At 65.6% G+C, this 18,966-nt stretch carries 17 protein-coding genes; 10 read left to right on the forward strand and 7 right to left on the reverse strand.

Annotated elements, in window-relative coordinates:
- Window position 1: 1 nt before the first annotated feature.
- The 3 genes from ACQR0Z_RS15625 to ACQR0Z_RS15635 are packed head-to-tail and all read right to left on the reverse strand — an operon-like array spanning window position 2 to window position 3,630.
- Window positions 2-1,516 (reverse strand): class I adenylate-forming enzyme family protein, encoded by a 1,515-nt coding sequence (locus ACQR0Z_RS15625; RefSeq protein ID WP_434919195.1) that lies wholly within the window; start codon window positions 1,514-1,516, stop codon window positions 2-4.
- Between the two features lie 3 nt (window positions 1,517-1,519).
- Entirely contained in the window at window positions 1,520-2,806 is a 1,287-nt protein-coding gene (locus ACQR0Z_RS15630) for an acyl-CoA dehydrogenase family protein (protein ID WP_434919196.1), read from the reverse strand.
- Window positions 2,803-3,630 carry an alpha/beta fold hydrolase gene (locus ACQR0Z_RS15635; RefSeq protein ID WP_434919197.1) on the reverse strand — a complete coding sequence of 276 codons (828 nt, stop codon included), beginning with the start codon at window positions 3,628-3,630 and terminating at the stop codon, window positions 2,803-2,805. The genes ACQR0Z_RS15630 and ACQR0Z_RS15635 overlap by 4 nt, the downstream gene beginning before the upstream one ends.
- A gap of 170 nt (window positions 3,631-3,800) precedes the next feature.
- Between ACQR0Z_RS15635 and ACQR0Z_RS15640 the strand changes: the two genes are divergently transcribed.
- The 4 genes from ACQR0Z_RS15640 (at window position 3,801) to ACQR0Z_RS15655 (ending at window position 9,178) form a co-directional block, all read left to right on the forward strand.
- Window positions 3,801-4,562 (forward strand): SDR family NAD(P)-dependent oxidoreductase, encoded by a 762-nt coding sequence (locus ACQR0Z_RS15640; RefSeq protein WP_434919198.1) that lies wholly within the window; start codon window positions 3,801-3,803, stop codon window positions 4,560-4,562.
- 42 nt (window positions 4,563-4,604) lie between these two features.
- Entirely contained in the window at window positions 4,605-5,441 is an 837-nt protein-coding gene (locus ACQR0Z_RS15645; protein WP_434919199.1) for an enoyl-CoA hydratase family protein, read from the forward strand.
- A gap of 87 nt (window positions 5,442-5,528) precedes the next feature.
- On the forward strand, window positions 5,529-7,877 hold the full coding sequence (locus ACQR0Z_RS15650; protein ID WP_434919200.1) for a bifunctional salicylyl-CoA 5-hydroxylase/oxidoreductase: 2,349 nt from the start codon (window positions 5,529-5,531) through the stop codon (window positions 7,875-7,877).
- 53 nt (window positions 7,878-7,930) lie between these two features.
- Complete coding sequence (locus ACQR0Z_RS15655) at window positions 7,931-9,178, forward strand: flavin-dependent oxidoreductase (RefSeq protein WP_434919201.1); 1,248 nt, start codon at window positions 7,931-7,933, stop codon at window positions 9,176-9,178.
- 118 nt (window positions 9,179-9,296) lie between these two features.
- Here ACQR0Z_RS15655 and ACQR0Z_RS15660 read toward each other — a convergent pair whose 3' ends face one another.
- Both ACQR0Z_RS15660 and ACQR0Z_RS15665 read right to left on the reverse strand, forming a co-directional pair.
- Window positions 9,297-9,755 carry a cupin domain-containing protein gene (locus ACQR0Z_RS15660; RefSeq protein WP_434919202.1) on the reverse strand — a complete coding sequence of 153 codons (459 nt, stop codon included), beginning with the start codon at window positions 9,753-9,755 and terminating at the stop codon, window positions 9,297-9,299.
- Between the two features lie 20 nt (window positions 9,756-9,775).
- On the reverse strand, window positions 9,776-10,948 hold the full coding sequence (locus tag ACQR0Z_RS15665) for an ABC transporter substrate-binding protein (RefSeq protein WP_434919203.1): 1,173 nt from the start codon (window positions 10,946-10,948) through the stop codon (window positions 9,776-9,778).
- A 318-nt stretch (window positions 10,949-11,266) separates the two neighbouring features.
- Here ACQR0Z_RS15665 and ACQR0Z_RS15670 point away from each other — a divergent pair, with 318 nt between their 5' ends.
- The 5 genes from ACQR0Z_RS15670 (at window position 11,267) to ACQR0Z_RS15690 (ending at window position 15,401) form a co-directional block, all read left to right on the forward strand.
- Window positions 11,267-11,761 carry a MarR family winged helix-turn-helix transcriptional regulator gene (locus tag ACQR0Z_RS15670; protein WP_434919204.1) on the forward strand — a complete coding sequence of 165 codons (495 nt, stop codon included), beginning with the start codon at window positions 11,267-11,269 and terminating at the stop codon, window positions 11,759-11,761.
- Window positions 11,762-11,938: 177 nt separating this feature from the next.
- Window positions 11,939-13,609, forward strand: coding sequence for a benzoate-CoA ligase family protein (locus ACQR0Z_RS15675; RefSeq protein WP_434919205.1), 1,671 nt, complete (start codon window positions 11,939-11,941; stop codon window positions 13,607-13,609).
- 21 nt (window positions 13,610-13,630) lie between these two features.
- Entirely contained in the window at window positions 13,631-14,074 is a 444-nt protein-coding gene (locus ACQR0Z_RS15680; RefSeq protein ID WP_434919206.1) for a RidA family protein, read from the forward strand.
- A gap of 30 nt (window positions 14,075-14,104) precedes the next feature.
- Window positions 14,105-14,419 (forward strand): hypothetical protein, encoded by a 315-nt coding sequence (locus ACQR0Z_RS15685; RefSeq protein ID WP_434919207.1) that lies wholly within the window; start codon window positions 14,105-14,107, stop codon window positions 14,417-14,419.
- Between the two features lie 709 nt (window positions 14,420-15,128).
- Entirely contained in the window at window positions 15,129-15,401 is a 273-nt protein-coding gene (locus ACQR0Z_RS15690; RefSeq protein WP_434919208.1) for a hypothetical protein, read from the forward strand.
- A 385-nt stretch (window positions 15,402-15,786) separates the two neighbouring features.
- Here the strand turns inward: ACQR0Z_RS15690 and ACQR0Z_RS15695 are convergent, their stop codons facing one another.
- Both ACQR0Z_RS15695 and ACQR0Z_RS15700 read right to left on the reverse strand, forming a co-directional pair.
- Window positions 15,787-17,160 (reverse strand): vWA domain-containing protein, encoded by a 1,374-nt coding sequence (locus tag ACQR0Z_RS15695; protein WP_434919209.1) that lies wholly within the window; start codon window positions 17,158-17,160, stop codon window positions 15,787-15,789.
- A 7-nt stretch (window positions 17,161-17,167) separates the two neighbouring features.
- Window positions 17,168-18,127 carry an AAA family ATPase gene (locus tag ACQR0Z_RS15700; RefSeq protein ID WP_434919210.1) on the reverse strand — a complete coding sequence of 320 codons (960 nt, stop codon included), beginning with the start codon at window positions 18,125-18,127 and terminating at the stop codon, window positions 17,168-17,170.
- A 264-nt stretch (window positions 18,128-18,391) separates the two neighbouring features.
- On the opposite strand from ACQR0Z_RS15700, the gene ACQR0Z_RS15705 reads away from it, so the two are divergent.
- Entirely contained in the window at window positions 18,392-18,805 is a 414-nt protein-coding gene (locus tag ACQR0Z_RS15705) for a TspO/MBR family protein (protein ID WP_434919324.1), read from the forward strand.
- Window positions 18,806-18,966 lie beyond the last annotated feature (161 nt).

Below are 18,966 nucleotides of genomic sequence, written 5' to 3' on the forward strand. Positions count from 1 at the left end.
CCTATCGGTCATTCGGCCTCTGGCGCAGCAGATGGTGCTGCACCTTGCCGAGCGCGGTGCGCGGCAGATCGTCGACGAAGACGATGTCGCGCGGCACCTTGTAGCGCGCGAGCTGCGCCTGCAGATGCGCGCGCAACGTCTCGGCATCGAGCGCGCAGTCCTTGCGCTTGACGACGAAGGCCACCGGCACCTCGTCCCAGCGCGGATCGGGCCGGCCAATGACGCCGCAGTCGACCACGTCGGGATGCTCGCCGAGCACGCGCTCGATCTCGGCCGGGTAGACGTTCTCGCCGCCCGAGATGATCATGTTGTTTTTCCGTTCGAGTACGAAGAAGTAGCCGTCAGCATCGCGCTGTGCGATGTCGCCGGTGCGGTACCAGCCGTCGTGGATCGCCTGCTGCGTGGCTTTGGCGTTGCCCCAATATTCGAAGAACACGTTCGGCCCGCGCACCGCGATCTCGCCGGCCTTTCCAGCCGGCAGCTCATCGCCATCGCGATCGATGATCTTGGCCTCGCAGCACAGGCCCGGAAGGCCGGTCGAGCCCGCGCGCGAGAGGTCGCCGCCGAGCCGCGTATAGACCGCGATCGGGCAGGTCTCGGTCGAGCCATAGACCTGCAGCACCGGCACGCCGCGCGCGGTGATGCGATCGATCAGCGCCGGCGGCACGATGCTGGAGCCGGTCGAGACGGCCTTGAGCGAAGAAAGGTTCGCAGCCGCCCAGCCGGGATGCTCGGTGACGGCCTGGATGGTTGCCGGCACCAGCACCGTCAATGTCGGCCGCTCGTGGACGATGGCCGCGAGCGTCGTGTCCGGCGCGAAGCGGGCATGCAAGGTGACGGCGGCGCCGTGATGCAGCGCCGGCGTGGTCTGGATGTTGAGGCCGCCGACGTGGAACAGCGGCAGCACGGTCAGCACGTGATCGTCGGAGGTGAGTCCATGCATGTGCTGGCTCATCACCCCATTCCACAGCAGCGCCTCCTGGCGCAGCACGGCGCCCTTGGGCCGGCCCGTGGTGCCCGAGGTGTAGACGATCAGCAGCGGGCAGGAGAGATCGATGTGCGGATTGCGATCGTCGCCGTGACCGCGGGCGAGCAGCTCGTCGATCATCAGTCCGTTGGCCGGCGTGAAGTCGACACCGACCGGCATGGTCTCGGGATGCTGCTCCGCAAGCGCGGGCAGCACCGGCGCAAACGCCTGCTCCAGCACCAGCACCTTGGCGGCGGCATCCGACAGGATGAAGACCTGCTCGGCCACCGCAAGCCGCCAGTTCAGCGGCACCAGGATCGCGCCGAGCCTGGCGCAGGCATAGAGCAGGACCAGATAGTCCGGCCGATTCAGGCTGAGAATGGCGACACGGTCGCCGCGCCCGACGCCGTACTCGGATTTCAGCGCCCGCGCCATCGCGGCGATACGCGCGCTGAACTCGGCATAGGTCAGCGTCGCGCCTTCGAAACGGATCGCCGGCTTGTCCGGCGTGAACGCGGCGTTGCGCTCGATCAGGCTGCAGAGGTCCACGCTCTACTCGTCCGTCTCGCCGGGCTCGTACAGCGCTTCGCGGCCGATGCGATCGAGGCACAGCTCGGCGGTCCACGGCAGCATCAGCGAGCCGCAGCGGCTGTCGCGATAGATGCGCTCGAGCGGCAGCGTCTTCAGCATCGACTGCCCGCCGCAGGTGCGGATCGCAAGCGCGGCGAGCTCGTTGGCGCCTTCCATGACCGAATACTGCGCGGCATAGGCGCGCAGCACCTGTTCTTTCGTCGGATTGGCGCGCGCTTCGGTGACCGCCTGGAACCAGATGCCCTTGATCTGCTCCAGCTTGATCTGCATCTGCGCCACGGCGATCTGTTTGGTGGGATACATCCGCCGCTTGACCGGCGGCATGCCCGGCACCTCGCCGCGCAGATATTTCACCGTGAAGTCGTAGGCGGCCTGCGCGAGGCCCATATAGGTCGGCGAGAGCGTCATGAACATGTGCGGCCAGCGCATCGCCGCCTGGAAGTAGACGCCGCGCGGCATCAACGCCGCATCCTCGTCGACGAAGACGTCCTTGAAGACCAGCGTGCGCGACACGGTGCCGCGCATGCCAAGGGGATCCCAGTCGCCGACCACGGAGACGCCTTCGCTCTTCGCGGGGATCGCGAGGTAGAGCGTGTTTCGCCGCGAGGCCTTCTCGCCCTCGCTGATCTCCGTGCACAGCACGCCGTAGTAATCAGCGTGCCCGGACAGCGAGGCAAAAATCTTCTTGCCGCTGACCAGCCAGCCGCCCTTCACCGGCTTCGCCTCGGTACCGAACGCCACGCCGCCCGCCGCGGCCGCGCCACCTTCCGAGAACGGCTGCGAGTAGATCGCGCCGTCCTCGACGATGCGCTTGTAGTGGATCGCGCGCCGCCGCTGGTGCTCGGCGCGGACATCGTCCTCCATGTCGAGATCGTCGGCAAGCGGTCCCGACCACAGGGTCGAGCAGACATGCATGTTCCAGGTCAGCGCGGTCGCGCCGCAGTAGCGGCCGATCTCGGCGGCGGTGAGCGCGTAGGTCTGGTAACCGGCGCCGAGACCACCGAGCGCCTTGGGAACGGAGATGCCGAGCAGGCCGGCGCGATGCAGGTCCTTGTAGTTCTCGGTCGGGAACGTCGCCTCCCGATCCCAGGTGGCGGCGCGACCGGCCAGCACGCTCTGCCCGAGCTGCCGCGCGCGGGAGATGATGTCGGCCTGCTCGGCGGTGAGCCGGTAGGCGGCCGGATCGAACATCGGCGCGTCAAGCGCCTCGCCGGAGGCCGTCGCCGTCTTCTGCACCTGGATGGTCATCGTGCCTCCGCAGTCGTGATCGCGTGTGCATTCAGAAAGGAGTCGAGCGCGGCGTTGAATTCGCCGGGACGTTCGAGATTGACGAGATGACCGGCACCTTGCAGCTCGACATAGTGAGCGCCAGGAATGAAGCTCGCCATCTTCTCCATCATCGGCGCCGGTGCATTGCGGTCCCTGGAGCCCGAGAGCACCAGCGTCGGCACCTTGATATCCTTGAGCGCCTGCCGCCGGTCGAAGCCGAGCAGCGCCAGCATGCTGGCGCGGTAGCTCGCCTCGGGAACGCTGGCCATGCATGATGTCGCAAGGTCGAGACCGGCGGGATCGGCATCGTCGCCGACCAGCTCTTTCACGAGATCCGGTGCCAGCGACGCCATCGTGGCGCCGCGATCGAGTGGCCCGAGGCGCGCCTCGATGAAGGATTTTTGCCAGTCGCCATCAGCCTTGCCGAACGCGGGACTGGTCTGTGCCAGCACGACAGCGCTCGCGGCGTGCGGATGCGTGATCAGCCAGTCCTGGGTGATCATGCCGCCGATGGAATGGCCGACCAGGATTGGCCGCCGCGCATCGATCTGGTTCAGGAAGCTCTGAAGCGCGGCCGCGAGAGTGGCGATGCTGACCGCATCGAGTCTGGCGGACTGCCCGTAGCCCGGCATGTCCCAGGCCACTGCATGGAAGCGCTCGCCGAAATGGGCAAGCTGGCCGCGCCAGGCGCGCGCCGCGCCGCCGATGCCGTGGAGGAACACCAGCGTCTGCCGATCGGGCGCTCCCGCTGCCTCGTAGCCGAAGCGGCCGTCCTTCGTGGTCAGGATTTGCGACGCGGGCACACAGACCTCCGAGATGGCGCCCGAGGCCGCAACGTTGCTTGCTCCAGGCCTTCGAACGCTAGCCGTGGCGACAAGAGTGTCAAGCCGCTTCGGCCGTGTTGTTGCAAAAATTTGAAGTTTAAAATAATCTCGAAGCTGCGATCGTATTGCAAAGATGAGGAGACGCGCGCATGTCCGCACTGCCCGAAGCAGCGCATGCGATGGTGACCGGTGGAGGCCGCGGCATCGGGCGCGAAATCGCGCGCGCTCTGAAGCTTGCCGGCGCAACCGTGACGATCGTCGGGCGCAGCCGCGCAACGCTCGATGAGGCCATCGCGGCCGGATGCGCCGATCACGCCGCCATCGCCGATGTCGCCGATCAGTCGGCGCTGGCTGCGGCGGTGACGGCTGCCGCCGCGCGACAGCCGATCGCGATCCTGGTTGCCAACGCGGGAAGCGCGGAGTCCGCGCCGTTCCTGAAGTCCGACGCCGCGCTGTTCCGCCGCATGATGGACATCAACTTCATGGGCGTCGTGCACGCCGTGCAGGCCGTGTTGCCGGCGATGAGGGCGCAGCCTTACGGCCGGATCGTTGCGGTGGCGTCCACCGCGGGCCTCAAGGGTTACCCCTATGTCAGTGCCTATACGGCCGCGAAGCATGCTGTCGTTGGCCTGACGCGGTCGCTGGCTTTGGAGATGGCTGCGACGGGCGTGACCGTGAACGCCGTGTGTCCCGGTTTCACCGACACCGATCTCGTCGCCGACAGCGTCGACAATATCATGAAGAAGACCGGCCGCAGCCGCGAGCAGGCAATCGCCGAGCTTGCCAAGCACAATCCGCAGGGACGACTGATCAAGCCGCAGGAGGTCGCCGACACCGTGCTGTGGCTGTGCGGCACCGGCGCCGGCGCCATCACGGGGCAGGCGATTGCAGTAGCGGGCGGCGAAGTCTAGGTCGCGTCGTTCAAACAGAATAATCGAACCGAGGGAGTTCACATGTCCAAGCCCGCCAATCCCGTCACCGTGCCGTTGGCCGACTACAAGCCAAGCCATTTCCTGCTGACGGTCAAGGATCGCGTCGCGACCGTGACGCTGAACCGGCCGGAGCGCAAGAACCCGCTGACCTTCGAGAGCTATCGCGAGCTGACGGATTTCTTCCGCGCCTGCGCGTTTGACGACGACGTCAAGGCGATCGTCGTGACCGGCGCGGGCGGTAATTTCTCCTCGGGTGGTGACGTGTTCGAAATCATTGGGCCGCTGGTGAAGATGGATACCAAGGGCCTGACCGCGTTCACGCGGATGACCGGTGACCTCGTCAAGGCGATGCGCGCCTGTCCGCAGCCGGTCGTGGCGGCCGTGGAGGGCATCTGTGCCGGCGCCGGCGCGATCGTCGCAATGGCTTCCGACGTCCGGCTCGCCGCGACCGGCGCCAAGGTCGCATTCCTGTTCAACAAGGTTGGTCTGGCCGGCTGCGACATGGGCGCCTGCGCGATCCTGCCGCGCATCATCGGTCAGTCGCGTGCCTCCGAGTTGCTCTACACCGGTCGCTTCATGAGCGCGGACGAGGGCGAACGCTGGGGGTTCTTCAGCCGCATCGTCGCGCCGAGCGACGTGCTGACGCATGCTGTGGCACTGGCCACCGAGATCGCGAACGGGCCGACCTTCGCCAACACCATGACCAAGCGCATGCTGGCGATGGAATGGGCGATGTCGGTCGAGGAAGCGATCGAGGCTGAGGCAGTTGCCCAGGCCTTGTGCATGACGACGGAGGATTTCAACCGCGCATTCGAAGCCTTTGCTGCGAAGCAGAAGCCGGTCTTCCAAGGCAATTGACGAATGCAGGGAACCGAAGGGGCTTGCCAGGAAATATTTTAGGTCTAAAATAATTTCCATTGGCTCGGCTCTCCAGTGGAGGCGCTCATGAAGATCGCGATCATCGGCGGCGGACCTGCCGGTCTCTATGCGGCGATATTGCTCAAGAAGCAGCGGCCCAAGGCCGACATCGCGGTCTACGAACGCAACCGCGCCGACGACACGTTCGGCTTCGGCGTGGTGTTCTCCGACGCCACGCTCGACAATTTCGAGAAGCACGATCTTCCAAGCTACCAGCGCATCACCCAGGAGTTCGCCTACTGGGACGACATTGCGGTCCACTTCCGCGGTACCGTGCATCGCGTCGGCGGCAACGGTTTCTGCGGCTGCTCGCGCCGGACGTTGCTGCGCATTCTGCAGGAGCGCGCCCGCGAGCTCGGCGTTTCCCTGCATTTCGAGGTCGATCTCGAGGACGAGTCGCAGTTCGCAGATGCCGACCTGATGATCCTTTCGGACGGCATCAACAGCCGCTTCCGCCAGAAATACGTCGATCATTTCCAGCCCGAGGTCGACCTGCGCGCCAACAAGTTCGCGTGGATGGGCTCGACCAAGCCGCTCGATGCTTTCACCTTCATCTTCCAGGAGACGGAGTGGGGTCCGTTCATCGCGCACGCCTATCAGTACGAGGCGGGGCACTCGACCTGGATCTTCGAGACCGATCCCGAGACGTTCGAGAAGGCTGGCCTGACCGGTCTCGACGAGCGGCAGTCCGCCGACCGCATGAAGGAGATCTTCGGCTGGTTCCTCGGCGATCATCCGCTGCTGATCAACCGCTCGATGTGGCGCAATTTCCCGATGATCCGCAACAAGCGCTGGGTCAAGGACAACATGGTGCTGCTCGGTGACGCCAAGTCGACTGCGCATTTCTCGATCGGCTCGGGCACCAAGCTCGCGATGGAAGACGCGATCGCGCTGGCCGAGGCCATGCAGCGCGCGCCGACCATTCCGGCGGCGCTCGATCTCTATGAGCACGGCCGCCGCGAGGAGGTCGAGAAGACCCAGCACGCCGCTGACGTCTCGCTGGTCTGGTTCGAGCATGTCGACCGCTTCTGGGACTTCGATCCCGTGCAGTTCGCCTTCGGCGTGATGACTCGCTCGAAGGCGATCACCTACGACAATCTCACGCTGCGCGCGCCGGACTTCGTGGCCGAGGTCGACAAGGCTTTTGCACGCCAGGTGCGCGCCAAGGGCTTTGACGTCGATGTCGACAAGCCGGTCGCGCCGATGTTCCAGCCGCTCAAGTTGCGTGACATGACGCTCGCCAATCGTGCGGTGCTGTCGCCGATGTGCATGTACTCCGCCGAGGAGGGCGTCCCGGGCGACTTCCATCTGGTGCATTACGGCTCGCGCGCGATCGGCGGCGCCGGTCTGCTGTTCACCGAGATGACCTGCGTGAGCCGTGATGCGCGTATCACGCCCGGTTGTGCCGGTTTGTGGAACGACGCACAGGAAGCGGCCTGGAAGCGCATTGTCGATTTCGTCCATGCCAACTCGACGGCGAAGTTCGCGCTGCAGCTCGGTCATGCCGGCCGCAAGGGTGCGTCCAAGCTGATGTGGGACGGCATGGACCGTCCGCTGGAACAGGGCGCCTGGGACATCGTCTCGGCGTCGCCGCTGCCGTATTTCCCCGACAGCCAGGTGCCGCGCGAGCTCGATCGGGCTGCGATGGATGCGATCAAGGCGGATTTCGTCGCGGCAGCGGAGCGCGGCCACGCTTGCGGCTTCGATATGCTCGAGCTGCACTGCGCCCATGGCTATCTGCTGGCGAGCTTCATCTCGCCGCTGACCAACAAGCGCACGGACGATTACGGCGGCTCGCTCGAGAACCGGTTGCGTTTCCCGCTTGAAGTGTTCGCGGCCATGCGCGCGGCCTGGCCGGCGCACAAGCCGATGTCGGTGCGCATCTCCGCGACCGATTGGGCCGAGGGCGGCATCACCGGCGATGATGCGGTGCTGATCGCCCGCGCGTTCGGCGAGGCCGGCGTCGATCTCGTCGACGTCTCGACGGGACAGACCGTGCGTGAGGCTCGGCCGATCTACGGCCGCATGTTCCAGACGCCGTTCTCTGACCAGGTGCGCAACGAGGCTCATGTCGCCACGATGTGCGTTGGCAACATCACCAGCGCCGACCAGGTCAACACCATCCTCGCTGCCGGCCGCGCCGATCTCGTCGCGCTCGGCCGTCCGCATCTCGTTGATCCCGCCTTCACCATGAAGGCGGCGGCCTGGTATGGCGCCGACATGTTCTGTCCGCCGCAATATCTGCCGGGCAAGGAGCAGATCTTCCGCAATAGCGTGCGGGAGCGGCAGGACTTTGAGGAGCTGAAGATTAAGGCTAAACCGAAAACGCGGGCGGAGCTGAAGGCGGAGGCGGCGAAGCCGCTTGCGGCAGAGTAAGCCGCTGTGCGACGCTGCCGCCCGGTACGACGAATGTCAGTGGAGTAGGGGCGATGAAGGCGATCATCGTTGGCGGCGGTATCGGCGGGTTGACCACGGCTTTGATGCTGCGGGCGCGCGGCATCGATTGCGAGGTGTTCGAGCAGGCGGAGTCGATCCGCGAACTCGGCGTCGGCATCAACACGCTGCCGCACGCGATCCGCGAGCTTGCCCAACTCGGGCTGCTCGACCGGCTCGATGAAGTCGCGATCCGCACCTACGAACTGTTCTATCTGACCCGGCGCGGCCAGGAGGTCTGGCACGAGACCCGCGGCGTCGACGCCGGCCATGACGTGCCGCAATTCTCGATCCATCGCGGCCGGCTGCAGAGCGTGATCCATGAAGCCGTGATGCAGCGGCTCGGTCCGGAGAAGGTCCACACCGGCTGCCGGCTCGGCTCCTTCACCCAGGACGAGGGCGGGGTGACGGCGTACTTCTTCGATCGCAGCGGCTCCCACGTTCACACCGCCCGCGGCGACGTGCTGATCGGCGCCGACGGTATCCATTCCAAGGTCCGGCAGACGCTGTTCCCGAACGAGGGCGCGCCGTGCTGGAACGGCCTGATGCTGTGGCGCGGCGCCACGGACTGGCCGGTGTTTTTGAGCGGGCGGTCGATGATCATCGCCGGCGGCCTCAACGCCAAGGCGGTGATCTATCCGATCGCCGAGGGCTCCAGCCCCGCCACACGGCTCACGAACTGGGCGGTGCTGGTGCGCATCGGCGACGCCAACACCGCGCCGCCGCGGCGCGAGGACTGGTCGCGGCTCGGCAAGGCCGACGAACTGATGCCGCATGTCAACGGCTTCTCCATTCCCCAGGTCGACTTCGCGGCGATGGTGCGCGCGACGCCGGAGTTCTGGGAATATCCCTGCTGCGACCGCGATCCGCTGCCGTACTGGTCGAGCGGTCGCGTGACGTTGCTGGGCGATGCCGCGCATCCGATGTATCCGGTCGGCTCCAACGGCGCCTCGCAGGCGATCCTCGATGCCCGTGCGCTCGCCGATGCCTTGGCCCGCTCCGAGCATCCGCGGCAGGCGCTGATGGCCTATGAGCAGAAGCGGCTGCCGATGACCGCGGAGATCGTGGCGTCGAACCGCCGTGGCGGGCCGGAGGGCGTGATCGATGCGGTCGAGCAGCTCGCGCCGCAAGGATTTTCCGACATCAACACCATCCTGAACTACGAGGCCCGCGAGGGCATCGTGCGCGGCTATGCGAGCCGGGCTGGGTTCGCCGCGCGGATGGTGACGCGACAGGCGTCGTAATTGTAGCTCAGACCGTTGCTGGGGCTGCCCCTCACCCCAGCCCTCTCCCCGTGAAGGACGGGGAGAGGGAGCGCACTGTTTGCTGCGCGACGGCTCGTGACTCAAGCGCGCAGTCCGCTCACGCCCCCGGAGGTGGGGGCAAGAAGCGGATGTTGTGCTCGGCGGCGAGCTTGACGACATCGTCGGGGTTCTGTTCGCGCATGTTGTGGATCCCCCAGAACAGTTCGTAGAGCCGCCGTGTCGGCGACACCCAGAACAGGGTCTTCGCCGTCTGCTGCGACTTGTTGAAGATGCCGTGCGGCTTGCCCATCGGCAGCCGCACCGTGTCGCCGGCGGTGGCGTAGTCCTCGGCGCCGTCGAGGAAGAAGTCGAGCCGGCCTTCGAGGATGTAGAGATACTCGTCCTGGTCGGGATGGATGTGCGGCGGCACGAAGGTGCCGACCGGGAACGTCGCATGCCAGGAGAAGCTGTGCTCGGTGCGGCTCTTCGGGACGTAGACCTGGCCGAGGATGTTCCAGGAGATGCCCTGGATGCCCTCATTGGCCCGGGTGATGCCGGCGATTTCCGGATGGCTCATGATGATTTCACTCCCTGTCGTTACTTGGCTGCGCAATCCTTGGCGTAGCGGTCGGCGTAGGTCTCGAACACCTTCTGCACGATCTCGGTCTGGAACTTGCCGTCCGCGCGCTTGGCGACCTTGGTCAGGTAGAAGTCCTGGATCGGATAGCCGTTGGTGTTGAACTTGAAATTGCCGCGCAGCGAGGCGAAATCGGCCTTCTTCAGCGCGGCCGCGACGGCGTCCTTGTTGCTGAGGTCGCCCTTGACCGCCTTCACGGCGCTGTCGATCAGCAAGGCGGCGTCATAGGCCTGCATCGCATAGGTGCCGGGCACGATGTTGTAGGCGGCCTCGTAGGCCGTGACGAACTTCTTGCTCTGGGCATTGTCGAAGTTCGGCGCCCAGTTGGCGCCGCCGAACATGCCGACGGCGGCATCCTGCTGCGCGGGGAGGGTGGATTCGTCGACGGTGAAGGCCGAGAGCACCGGAACGGTCTCGGCGAGGCCCGCCTGCTTGAACTGCTTGACCAGGTTCACGCCCATGCCGCCGGGCATGAAGGTGAACACGGCGTCCGGCTTCTGCGAGGAGATCTTGGACAGCTCGGGCTGGAAGTCGAGCGTGTTCAGCGGAACGTAGGATTCCTCGACGATCTCGCCCTTGTAGTCGAGCTTGAAGCCGGCGACGGAATCGCGTCCGGCCTGATAGTTCGGCACCAGCAGGTACATCTTCTTGTAGCCGCGGTCCTGCGCCACCTTGCCGAGGATCGCGTGCACCTGGTCGTTCTGATACGAGGTCACGTAGAAGAACGGGCTGCACTCCTTGCCGGCATAGCTGGACGGGCCGGCATTCGGGCTGATCAGGAAGGTCTTGTTCTCGGTGATCGGGCGGTGGATCGCCTGCAGCATGTTGGAGAAGATCGGGCCGACGACGAAGTCGACCTTGTCGCGCTCGAGCAGGCCCTTGACCTTGGTGATCGCGGCGTCCGGCTTCAGCTCGTCGTCGGCGACGACGACCTCGACGTCCTTGCCGCCCATCTTGCCGCCGAGATCCTTGATCGCGAGGTTGAAGCCGTCGCGGACCTGCCCGCCGAGCGCGGCCGCGGGGCCGGACAGGGTGACGATGACGCCGATCTTGATCTTGTCGGCGGCCAGCGCCGGCTGCGCCAGCACGCACGCCACGACGCCGAGACCGGCCAGCTTCGAACTCACTTTCATGACAACTCCCCCGGGATGCGGAAATTCAGGTTTTGTTTTTGGCACCTGACCGAATGATGGGTCAGACCGCAGCTTGGGACCAAGCCTAGTCTGATGACGGCCCGAGCCGCAAGCGAGCTGCTTGCGGAAAGGGCAGTTTCCGCCGTATGCAAGCAGCGCGCCAATTGCTTGAAGGTTAAAGGAATTGCCTTGCTGATCGTCCGGCGCAAATGACGGTACGTTTTTCCTTGCTCCCTTGACCACCTGAAGGTCAAACTCATGAGCCACGCCGACGAGGCTGAACGTGCTCCAAATGATTCCGTCACCAGTGAATCCGTCATGACGCTTGATTCCGAGACCAAGGCCGTCGAGCTGCCCGAGGACCATGCCGAGGAGCTGCGGCTGTGGCTGCGCCTGCTGACCTGCACGACCTTGATCGAGGGCGAGATCCGCGGCCGCCTGCGCGAGCGTTTCGACGTGACCTTGCCGCGGTTCGACCTGATGGCACAGCTCGACAAGGCGCCCGATGGCATGACCCTGTCCGACGTGTCCAAGCGCATGATGGTGTCGAACGGCAACGTCACCGGCCTGGTCGAACGCCTCGTCGAGTCCGGCCATCTCGATCGCCGCACCTCCGAGACCGACCGCCGCGTCCAGGTGATCCGCCTGACCAAGCTCGGTCGCGCGGAATTCCGCAAAATGGCCGCCGAGCACGAGACCTGGATTGCCGACATCTTCGGTGATCTCACCGAGAAGGACGTGCGCGAACTGATGCGGCTCTTGGCCAAGACCAAGGGCTCGGCGCAGAAGGCCGTGCAGCGCCGGCAGGACTGAGGCCGGCCTGACAAGAGGTCGCAGGCCAGCGCCGTCGCGCGCGGCAAACGCTCAAACAATTTGCGGGCAGTGCACAATCTTCGGCTCTCTTCGCCTCTTGCGTCCAATTGTTTTAAGTCTAAAATGTTTAGAACTGAAACGTGCCGGGCGTCCTTCCCTTTGAGACAGGAGCGTGTGATGGCCACTGCCGCCAAGGTTCAGCAGCCGGAGAGCGCGCACAGCGCCCATGTCGACACCTTCGCGCAGGACAACCTGCCGCCGCGCGAGCTGTGGCCGGACTTCGTGTTCAGCCGTCCCGAATTCCAGTATCCGCCGCGGCTGAACTGCGTGACGCATTTCCTCGACCGCTGGGTCGCGGAGGGGCGGGGCGATACGCCGTGCATCGTCAGCACCGAGGTGAGCTACACCTATCGTGAGCTGCAGGCGCTGGTGAACAAAATTGCCAATGTCCTCGTTGGCAAGCTCGGCCTCGTGCCGGGCGGCCGCGTGCTGCTGCGCTCCGCCAACAATCCGATGATGGTCGCGACCTATCTGGCGGCGATCAAGGCCGGCGGCATCGTGGTGGCCACCATGCCGCTGCTGCGCGCCAAGGAGTTGTCCTATCCGATCCAGAAGGCGCAGATTGCACTCGCCTTGTGCGACGGCAAGCTGGCCGACGAGATGGAAAAGACCCGCCCGCTCGCGCCGGCGCTCAAGCAGGTCGTGTATTGGGGCAACGGGCAGCCCGACGCGCTGGAAGCGCTGATTGCCGACGCGAGCCCCGACTTCACCGCGGTTGACACTGCCTCCGACGATCTCTGCCTGATCGCCTTCACCTCGGGCACGACCGGCGATCCCAAGGGCACGATGCATTTCCACCGCGACATGCTCGCGGTGTGCGACGGCTATGCCCGCAATGTGCTGCGCGCCAGCCAGAGTGACCGCTTCATCGGTACCGCACCGCTCGCCTTCACCTTCGGCTTCGGCGGCGTATTGTTTCCGATGCATATCGGCGCCTCCTATGTCGTGCTGGAGAAGACCTCGCCGGACGATCTGCTCGGCGCGATCGAGCGCACCAAGGCGACCGTCTGTTTTACCGCGCCGACGGCGTATCGCGCGATGCTGGGCAAGCTCGAGGGCCGCGACATCTCCTCGCTGCGGAAATGCGTCTCCGCCGGCGAGACCCTGCCGAAGCCGACCTTCGACGCCTGGCTGAAGGCGACAGGGCTCAAGCTGATGGACGGCATCGGTTCGACCGAGATGCTGCACATCTTCATCAGCGCTGTTGAGGACGAGATCCGTCCCGGCGCCACCGGCAAACCAGTGCCCGGCTACGAGGCCAAGATCGTCGATGATGAGGGCCGCGACGTGCCGCCGGGCACGATGGGCCGGCTCGCGGTGCGCGGTCCGACCGGCTGCCGCTATCTGGCCGACGAGCGCCAGCGCAAATACGTCCAGAATGGCTGGAACGTCACCGGCGACACCTATGTGATGGATGAGGACGGCTACTTCTGGTACCAGTCCCGCTCCGACGACATGATCGTGTCGTCGGGCTACAACATTGCCGGCACCGACGTCGAGGCGTCGCTGCTGACCCATCCGGCCGTCGCCGAATGCGGCGTGGTGGGCGCCCCCGACGACGCCCGCGGCATGGTCGTGAAGGCCTATGTCGTGCTGGCGCCCGGAGCGGAGGGCACGCCGGCGCTCGTGACCGAGCTGCAGGAGCATGTCAAACGCGAGATCGCGCCGTACAAATACCCGCGCGCGATCGAATTCGTCACGCAACTGCCCAAGACCGAGACCGGTAAGCTGAAGCGGTTCGCTCTGCGGCAGATCGCGCAGGCCGCGGCCTCCGGCACGGCCGCGTAGCAGAAACAGGGAGAGACGTTCGTGAGCACGACCAAAGCGCCCACGCTCGCCGTGGTGAAGCAGGATGCTTCGAGCCTGCGCGTGCTGCAGCCGAGCGGCTGGCCGATGCCGAAGGGCTATGCCAACGGCATCAGCGCCGAGGGGCGCATCGTCGTCACCGGCGGGGTGATCGGCTGGGACGCGCAGGAGAAGCTTGCCGACGGGTTCATCGCGCAGGTCCGGCAGGCGCTGCAGAACATTGCCGCGATCCTGGCCGAGGGCGACGCGCGTCCGGAGCACCTTGTGCGGCTGACCTGGTACGTCGTCGACATGGACGAATATCTCGGCAACCTGAAGGAGCTCGGGAAGATCTACCGCGAGATCTTCGGCAGCCACTATCCCGCCATGGCGCTGGTGCAGGTTGTCAGGCTGGTGGAGAAGGCGGCGCGGGTGGAAATCGAGGCCACCGCGGTGGTGCCGCGCTGAGGGCCAGGCCGGCACGGAGGTGGTGAGATCATGTCCCGCTACAGGAACCAGACTCGCCTCCGCGCCTTCTCTTCGATGGCACGTTTGATCTTCAGTGACGTTCGACAGCCCGCGGCCGCCGAGGCCTATGACATCGCGCTCGACTTTCTCTGGCGGTCCGGCGCTGTTCGTGACGAGGTCGAAACCTATCAGTTCCTCGCGGCCGAAATCTCGCGGCTGGTCGATCGCGGCCAGACCAACCGGCTGAGGATGGCCAATCTCGCCATTGCGGCCCATCAGCGCCTGTTCGTTGATGCGGACGTGTCGCCGGTGAATGGCCGATCGGATCGGCCCATGCGGGGCTAGATCGCGATTGCGCGCGGGCGCGTGCATCCGCTTCTCCTCAGGCGTTCTTCACGTCGACCGGACATGAGCATGCGCGTTCTCGCGGCGCTGACGCGTCCGAGCCTTGCTGTTCGATCACCCAAGGTAAAACCGAGGGCGCAGGGAAGGCCGGGTGTCCACCACACCCGCGGCCCCCGTGCGAGAGAAAATGCACGGGGCAGGAACCACAGGTGGGCCGAACGTGCCGGCCTTCCCTGCGCGATGTTTTATCGGCTTATACGTGGTCTCCCTGGTGCGCCGGGCTTGTTGGCCACCATGCCGCGACGATGCTTGCGCATCGCGCGGGTGATACCAGCATCGGGGTATCAGGACATCACGACTTCACCGGACGTCCCACATCACTCGTCCGCGCGAGATGCGCATGATGCACGACGTCCACCGCAGCCTGCCTCACGTATCGTGACGACGCGTACGCCCCTCTTCGAGGAGGCAGGTTGGGCGCAAGCATCGGCCTGATTTGCCCGACGACACAAGGGCTGATTGCTGCGACAAGGTAACGCGACGGGCAATCATACATCATATCACAGACAGCGAGCGTGACATTCGCGGAGCGAACAATTGTGGTCGCCAGATGCAGATCTCGCCGACTGACGGACGCGGGATCGCCATGTCGCAGACAACAACCTGTTCGAACGTGGCCGCGCAATGGCAGTGAGAGCAGGGGGCGGACTTGGACTGGAAACTCTTCGTGACGGCGGCGTTGGCGGCTGCCATCGGTGCAGCGGCCGGCGTGTTCGCGTTGACGAGCACCGGCGGCGGCATCGAGCATCAGGCCGACGCCAAGATGCTGGAGATCGGCATCGCCATCCTGCGCGAGCCGGCGCGCGTGGATGACGATCCGATGCGGTCATGGGCGGTTCGGGTGGTTGAGAAGAAGTCGGGCGTGAGTTTTTCGGACCAGCAGCGCGCAGTGTTGTTGAAGCGGGCGGCGGGGGGACGGTAGCTCAGAGGTGCGTAGGGTGGGCAAAGGCGCGCCCGTGCAGTCGTAGTGAGCCCACGCGATGTCATCGCGCCGTGCCCACCCTACGGACTACAAACTTCAGCGCTGCGCGATACAGCGCCCTCTCCCCTTGTGGGAGAGGGCATGTGCGGCCTGTCCAAGCGCTCGGTTGGGTGAGGGGTTCCTTCCGCGAGTCGCGCTCGTGGAGAGAACCCCTCACCCGACCGAACTCGCAGAACTGTCCTACATGCCCTCTCCCACAAGGGGAGAGGGCGCATTCACGAGCATCGCGCTCGCTGCAGGAAGAATGAGTGATAAGCGTCTATTTGTCGTCCGTCAGTCCAGATTGCATCGCTTCGATGCAATGACGCGTGGTGAGAGCCGTAGCTTACTGATACGCCGACACGATGTCGCTCACCGCGCGCTCCAGCTGCTGAGCCGTGGCACACGGGCGCACCACGTTGCAGAAGGTCTGGTAGCGCGGCATCTCGGAGTCGCCCCAGCCCCAGGTGACGCGGCCTTCCGGGTTGAGCCAGACGACGCGCTTGGCGCGTTCGGAGATCGCTTTCAAAATATCCGCGCGCGGGTCGAGCTTGTTGCTGCGGGCATCGCCGAGAACGATCACGGTGGTCTGCGGCGTGACCGAGGCCATGAACTGCTTCTCGAAATCGACCAGCGACGAGCCGTAGTCGGACGAGCCGAAGCCGACCTTGTGCATGATCTCGGCCATGGCCTCCTCGGCGGACTTCTGCTCGAGAATTTCGCTGACCTCGATCAGATGGCCGGAGAAGGCAAACGAGCGGACGTCGCTGACGACGTCGTGCAGGCTGTGGATCAGCAGCAGGAAGAAGTCGGAGACGCGGGCGACCGAGCCGGAGACGTCGCACAGCGCGACGATCTTCGGGCGGTCGCGGTGCTTGCGCTTCCAGGCGGTGAGGAAGGGGACGCTGCCCCAGGCGGCGTTGCGGCGGAGCGTGCGGCGGACGTCGAGATGGCCGCGGCGCTGGCGCTTGCGCGGTTTGCTGTAGCGCTCGCGCAGGCGGCGGGCGATCTGCCGGATCAGCGCGCGCATCGCCGCGACCTGGCGCGGCTCGATCCGCGACAGCTGCGCGTTGCGCAGGATCTCGTGGCGCAGGTTCTCGGCCTCCTCGCGGCCGTACAGCGCCAGCGCCTGCGCGACCGCGTCGCGCACGGTGTCGCGCAAGCCGTCGAGGCCGGCCTGCAGCCGCTCGGCGAGCGCCGGGTTGGTTTCGGTCAGCGCGTCGAGATCGTCGCGCAGCCGCTGGATGCCCATCGTCTCCAGCATGCGGCTGGAGTAGAGGCCGCGCTGGGTGAAGTAGCGGATCTCCGACAGCCCCACGGCGCTGGAGGCGTTGGCGATCGCGGCGGAGATGTCGGCGGTGTTCTGCGCCAGCAGCATCTGGGCGAGGGGCCCGAGTTCGGTGCTCGCGTCACCCTCGCGCTGCTGTCCCGAGGGCGGAGCAGCCTGGGCCTCGTTCGAGGGAGCGTCCTGCGATGCGTCGTCCTTCGCCTCGGCCTGCGCTGGATCGACATGGGCGAAGAACAGGTCGAAGCAGGCGCCGAGCGCCTTCTTCTCGTCCTCGCTCTTGGCGAGCGTCAGCAGCATCGTGTCGCGCAGCACCGTGCGATCGGCGAGGCCCACGCTCGCGACCGCGCGCATCGCGTCGATGCTCTCGGCCGGCGAGACGTGGACGCCGGCGCCCCGCGCCGCCCGGAAGAATCGATGCAGGTTCTCCTGCATGGCGCGCCTACCCGAAGATGTTCTGGCGCTGCGCCTTGGCGACGAAGGTCGTCACCTGCGGCAGCGCCACCTCGATGTCGGACTCGTATTTCAGGAGCACGTTGAGCGTGTCCTTGACCAGCTCGTGGCCGAGTTCGGCGGCCTGCAGCAGCACCAGCACGCGCGCCCAGTCGATGGTCTCGCTGACCGAGGGCTGCTTCTTCAGGTCGAGCGTCCGGATGTCGTGGATGAAGGCCACGAGCTGCCGCCGCAGCGTCTGCGAGATGCCGGGCACGCGGCTCTCGACGATGCGTTCCTCCAGCCGCTGTTCGGGGAAGCCGATGTGGAGATGCAGGCAGCGCCGCTTCAGCGCGTCGCCGAGATTGCGCTCGGAGTTGGAGGTCAGGATCACGGTCGGCGGCTTGGCGGCGGCGATGCTGCCGAGCTCGGGGATCGTGACCTGGAAGTCGGAGAGGATTTCCAAGAGCAGCGACTCGAACTCCGCGTCCGATTTGTCGATCTCGTCGATCAGGAGCACGCAGCCCTCGGGTTCGAGCAGGGCCTGCAGCAGCGGCCGCGGCTCGACGAATTCCTTGGAGAAGAACACGTCGCCGAAATCATGCAACTGGCCGAGCGCGGCATGCAGGGTCTGCGCGCCGCCGAGGACTTCGCCGAGCTTGTCCTTCAGGATCTGGGTGTAGAGCAACTGCTTGGCGTATTTCCACTCGTACAGCGCCTTGGCTTCGTCGAGGCCCTCGTAGCACTGCAGCCGGATCATCTTCAGGCCGCGCCAGGCGGCGATCGCTTTCGCAAGCTCGGTCTTGCCGACGCCGGCGGGACCCTCGACCAGGATCGGCTTGTCGATCGCCTGCGACAGATAGACCGCGGTCGCGATCTGGCGGCTGGCGATATAGCCCTGGGCGGCGAGGCCGGCTTCGACGGCCGCGATCGAGGCGATGGCTGAGGAGGGGGCCGGGGAATCAGCCACTGAGAAAGCTCCGTTTCCTGGTATCAGGACCCCGGCGCTGAATTTTCGGCGTTCCCGGTCCCTGGACGTTGGCGCCAGGGCGAAAACCCTGACTTTTCCTCGCATTGTGTTATGTCCTGGCTACGCGCAGCGGGCGGCCCTGTCCAGTGCGCGCGTGGGTGCCTTGGCCGCATGGCTGCCGGTCGCCAGCGGATAGACCCCAAAAATCACGCCGAGCGGAATATGAACCGATCCATCCTGCATCTTCTCGTCCTCCTGGTCCTCGTGGTCGGAGGCGGCTGGATCATCGGCGCCTCCAACATGCCCGGCGCCTGGTACGGCTCACTCAACAAGCCCTGGTTCACCCCGCCCGGCTGGCTGTTTCCGATCGCCTGGACGGTGATCTACATCCTGGTCGCGCTTGCCGGCTGGCGCACCTATGAACGGGTCGAGAGCGGCGCCGTCATGCAGGTGTGGTGGGGCCAGTTGGTGCTGAACTTCGCCTGGTCGCCGGTGTTCTTCACCGCGCACCTGATGTGGGTCGCGTTCGCGATCATCGTCAGCATGTTCGTGCTGATCGTGACCTTCATCGTGATGCAATGGCGCGAGGACCACACCGCGGCGCTGCTGTTCGTGCCGTATGCGTGCTGGGTCGCGTTCGCGTCGGTGCTGAATTTCTCGGTGAACGTGCTGAATTGAGATGGGGCGGCTGATGGAAGCTCGCTGTCAGACGCAGACGCCCGTGCGCTCCCTCTCCCCGTCCTTACGGGGAGAGGGGTGGGGTGAGGGGCGACCGCACGGGAAGTGTCTGCGTCGAGACCTCTACTCCCTGACCCGGATTACTTCTTTTCTTGCAAGCA

This window comes from Bradyrhizobium sp. HKCCYLS3077, from assembly GCF_051167555.1.
Classification (GTDB): domain Bacteria; phylum Pseudomonadota; class Alphaproteobacteria; order Rhizobiales; family Xanthobacteraceae; genus Bradyrhizobium.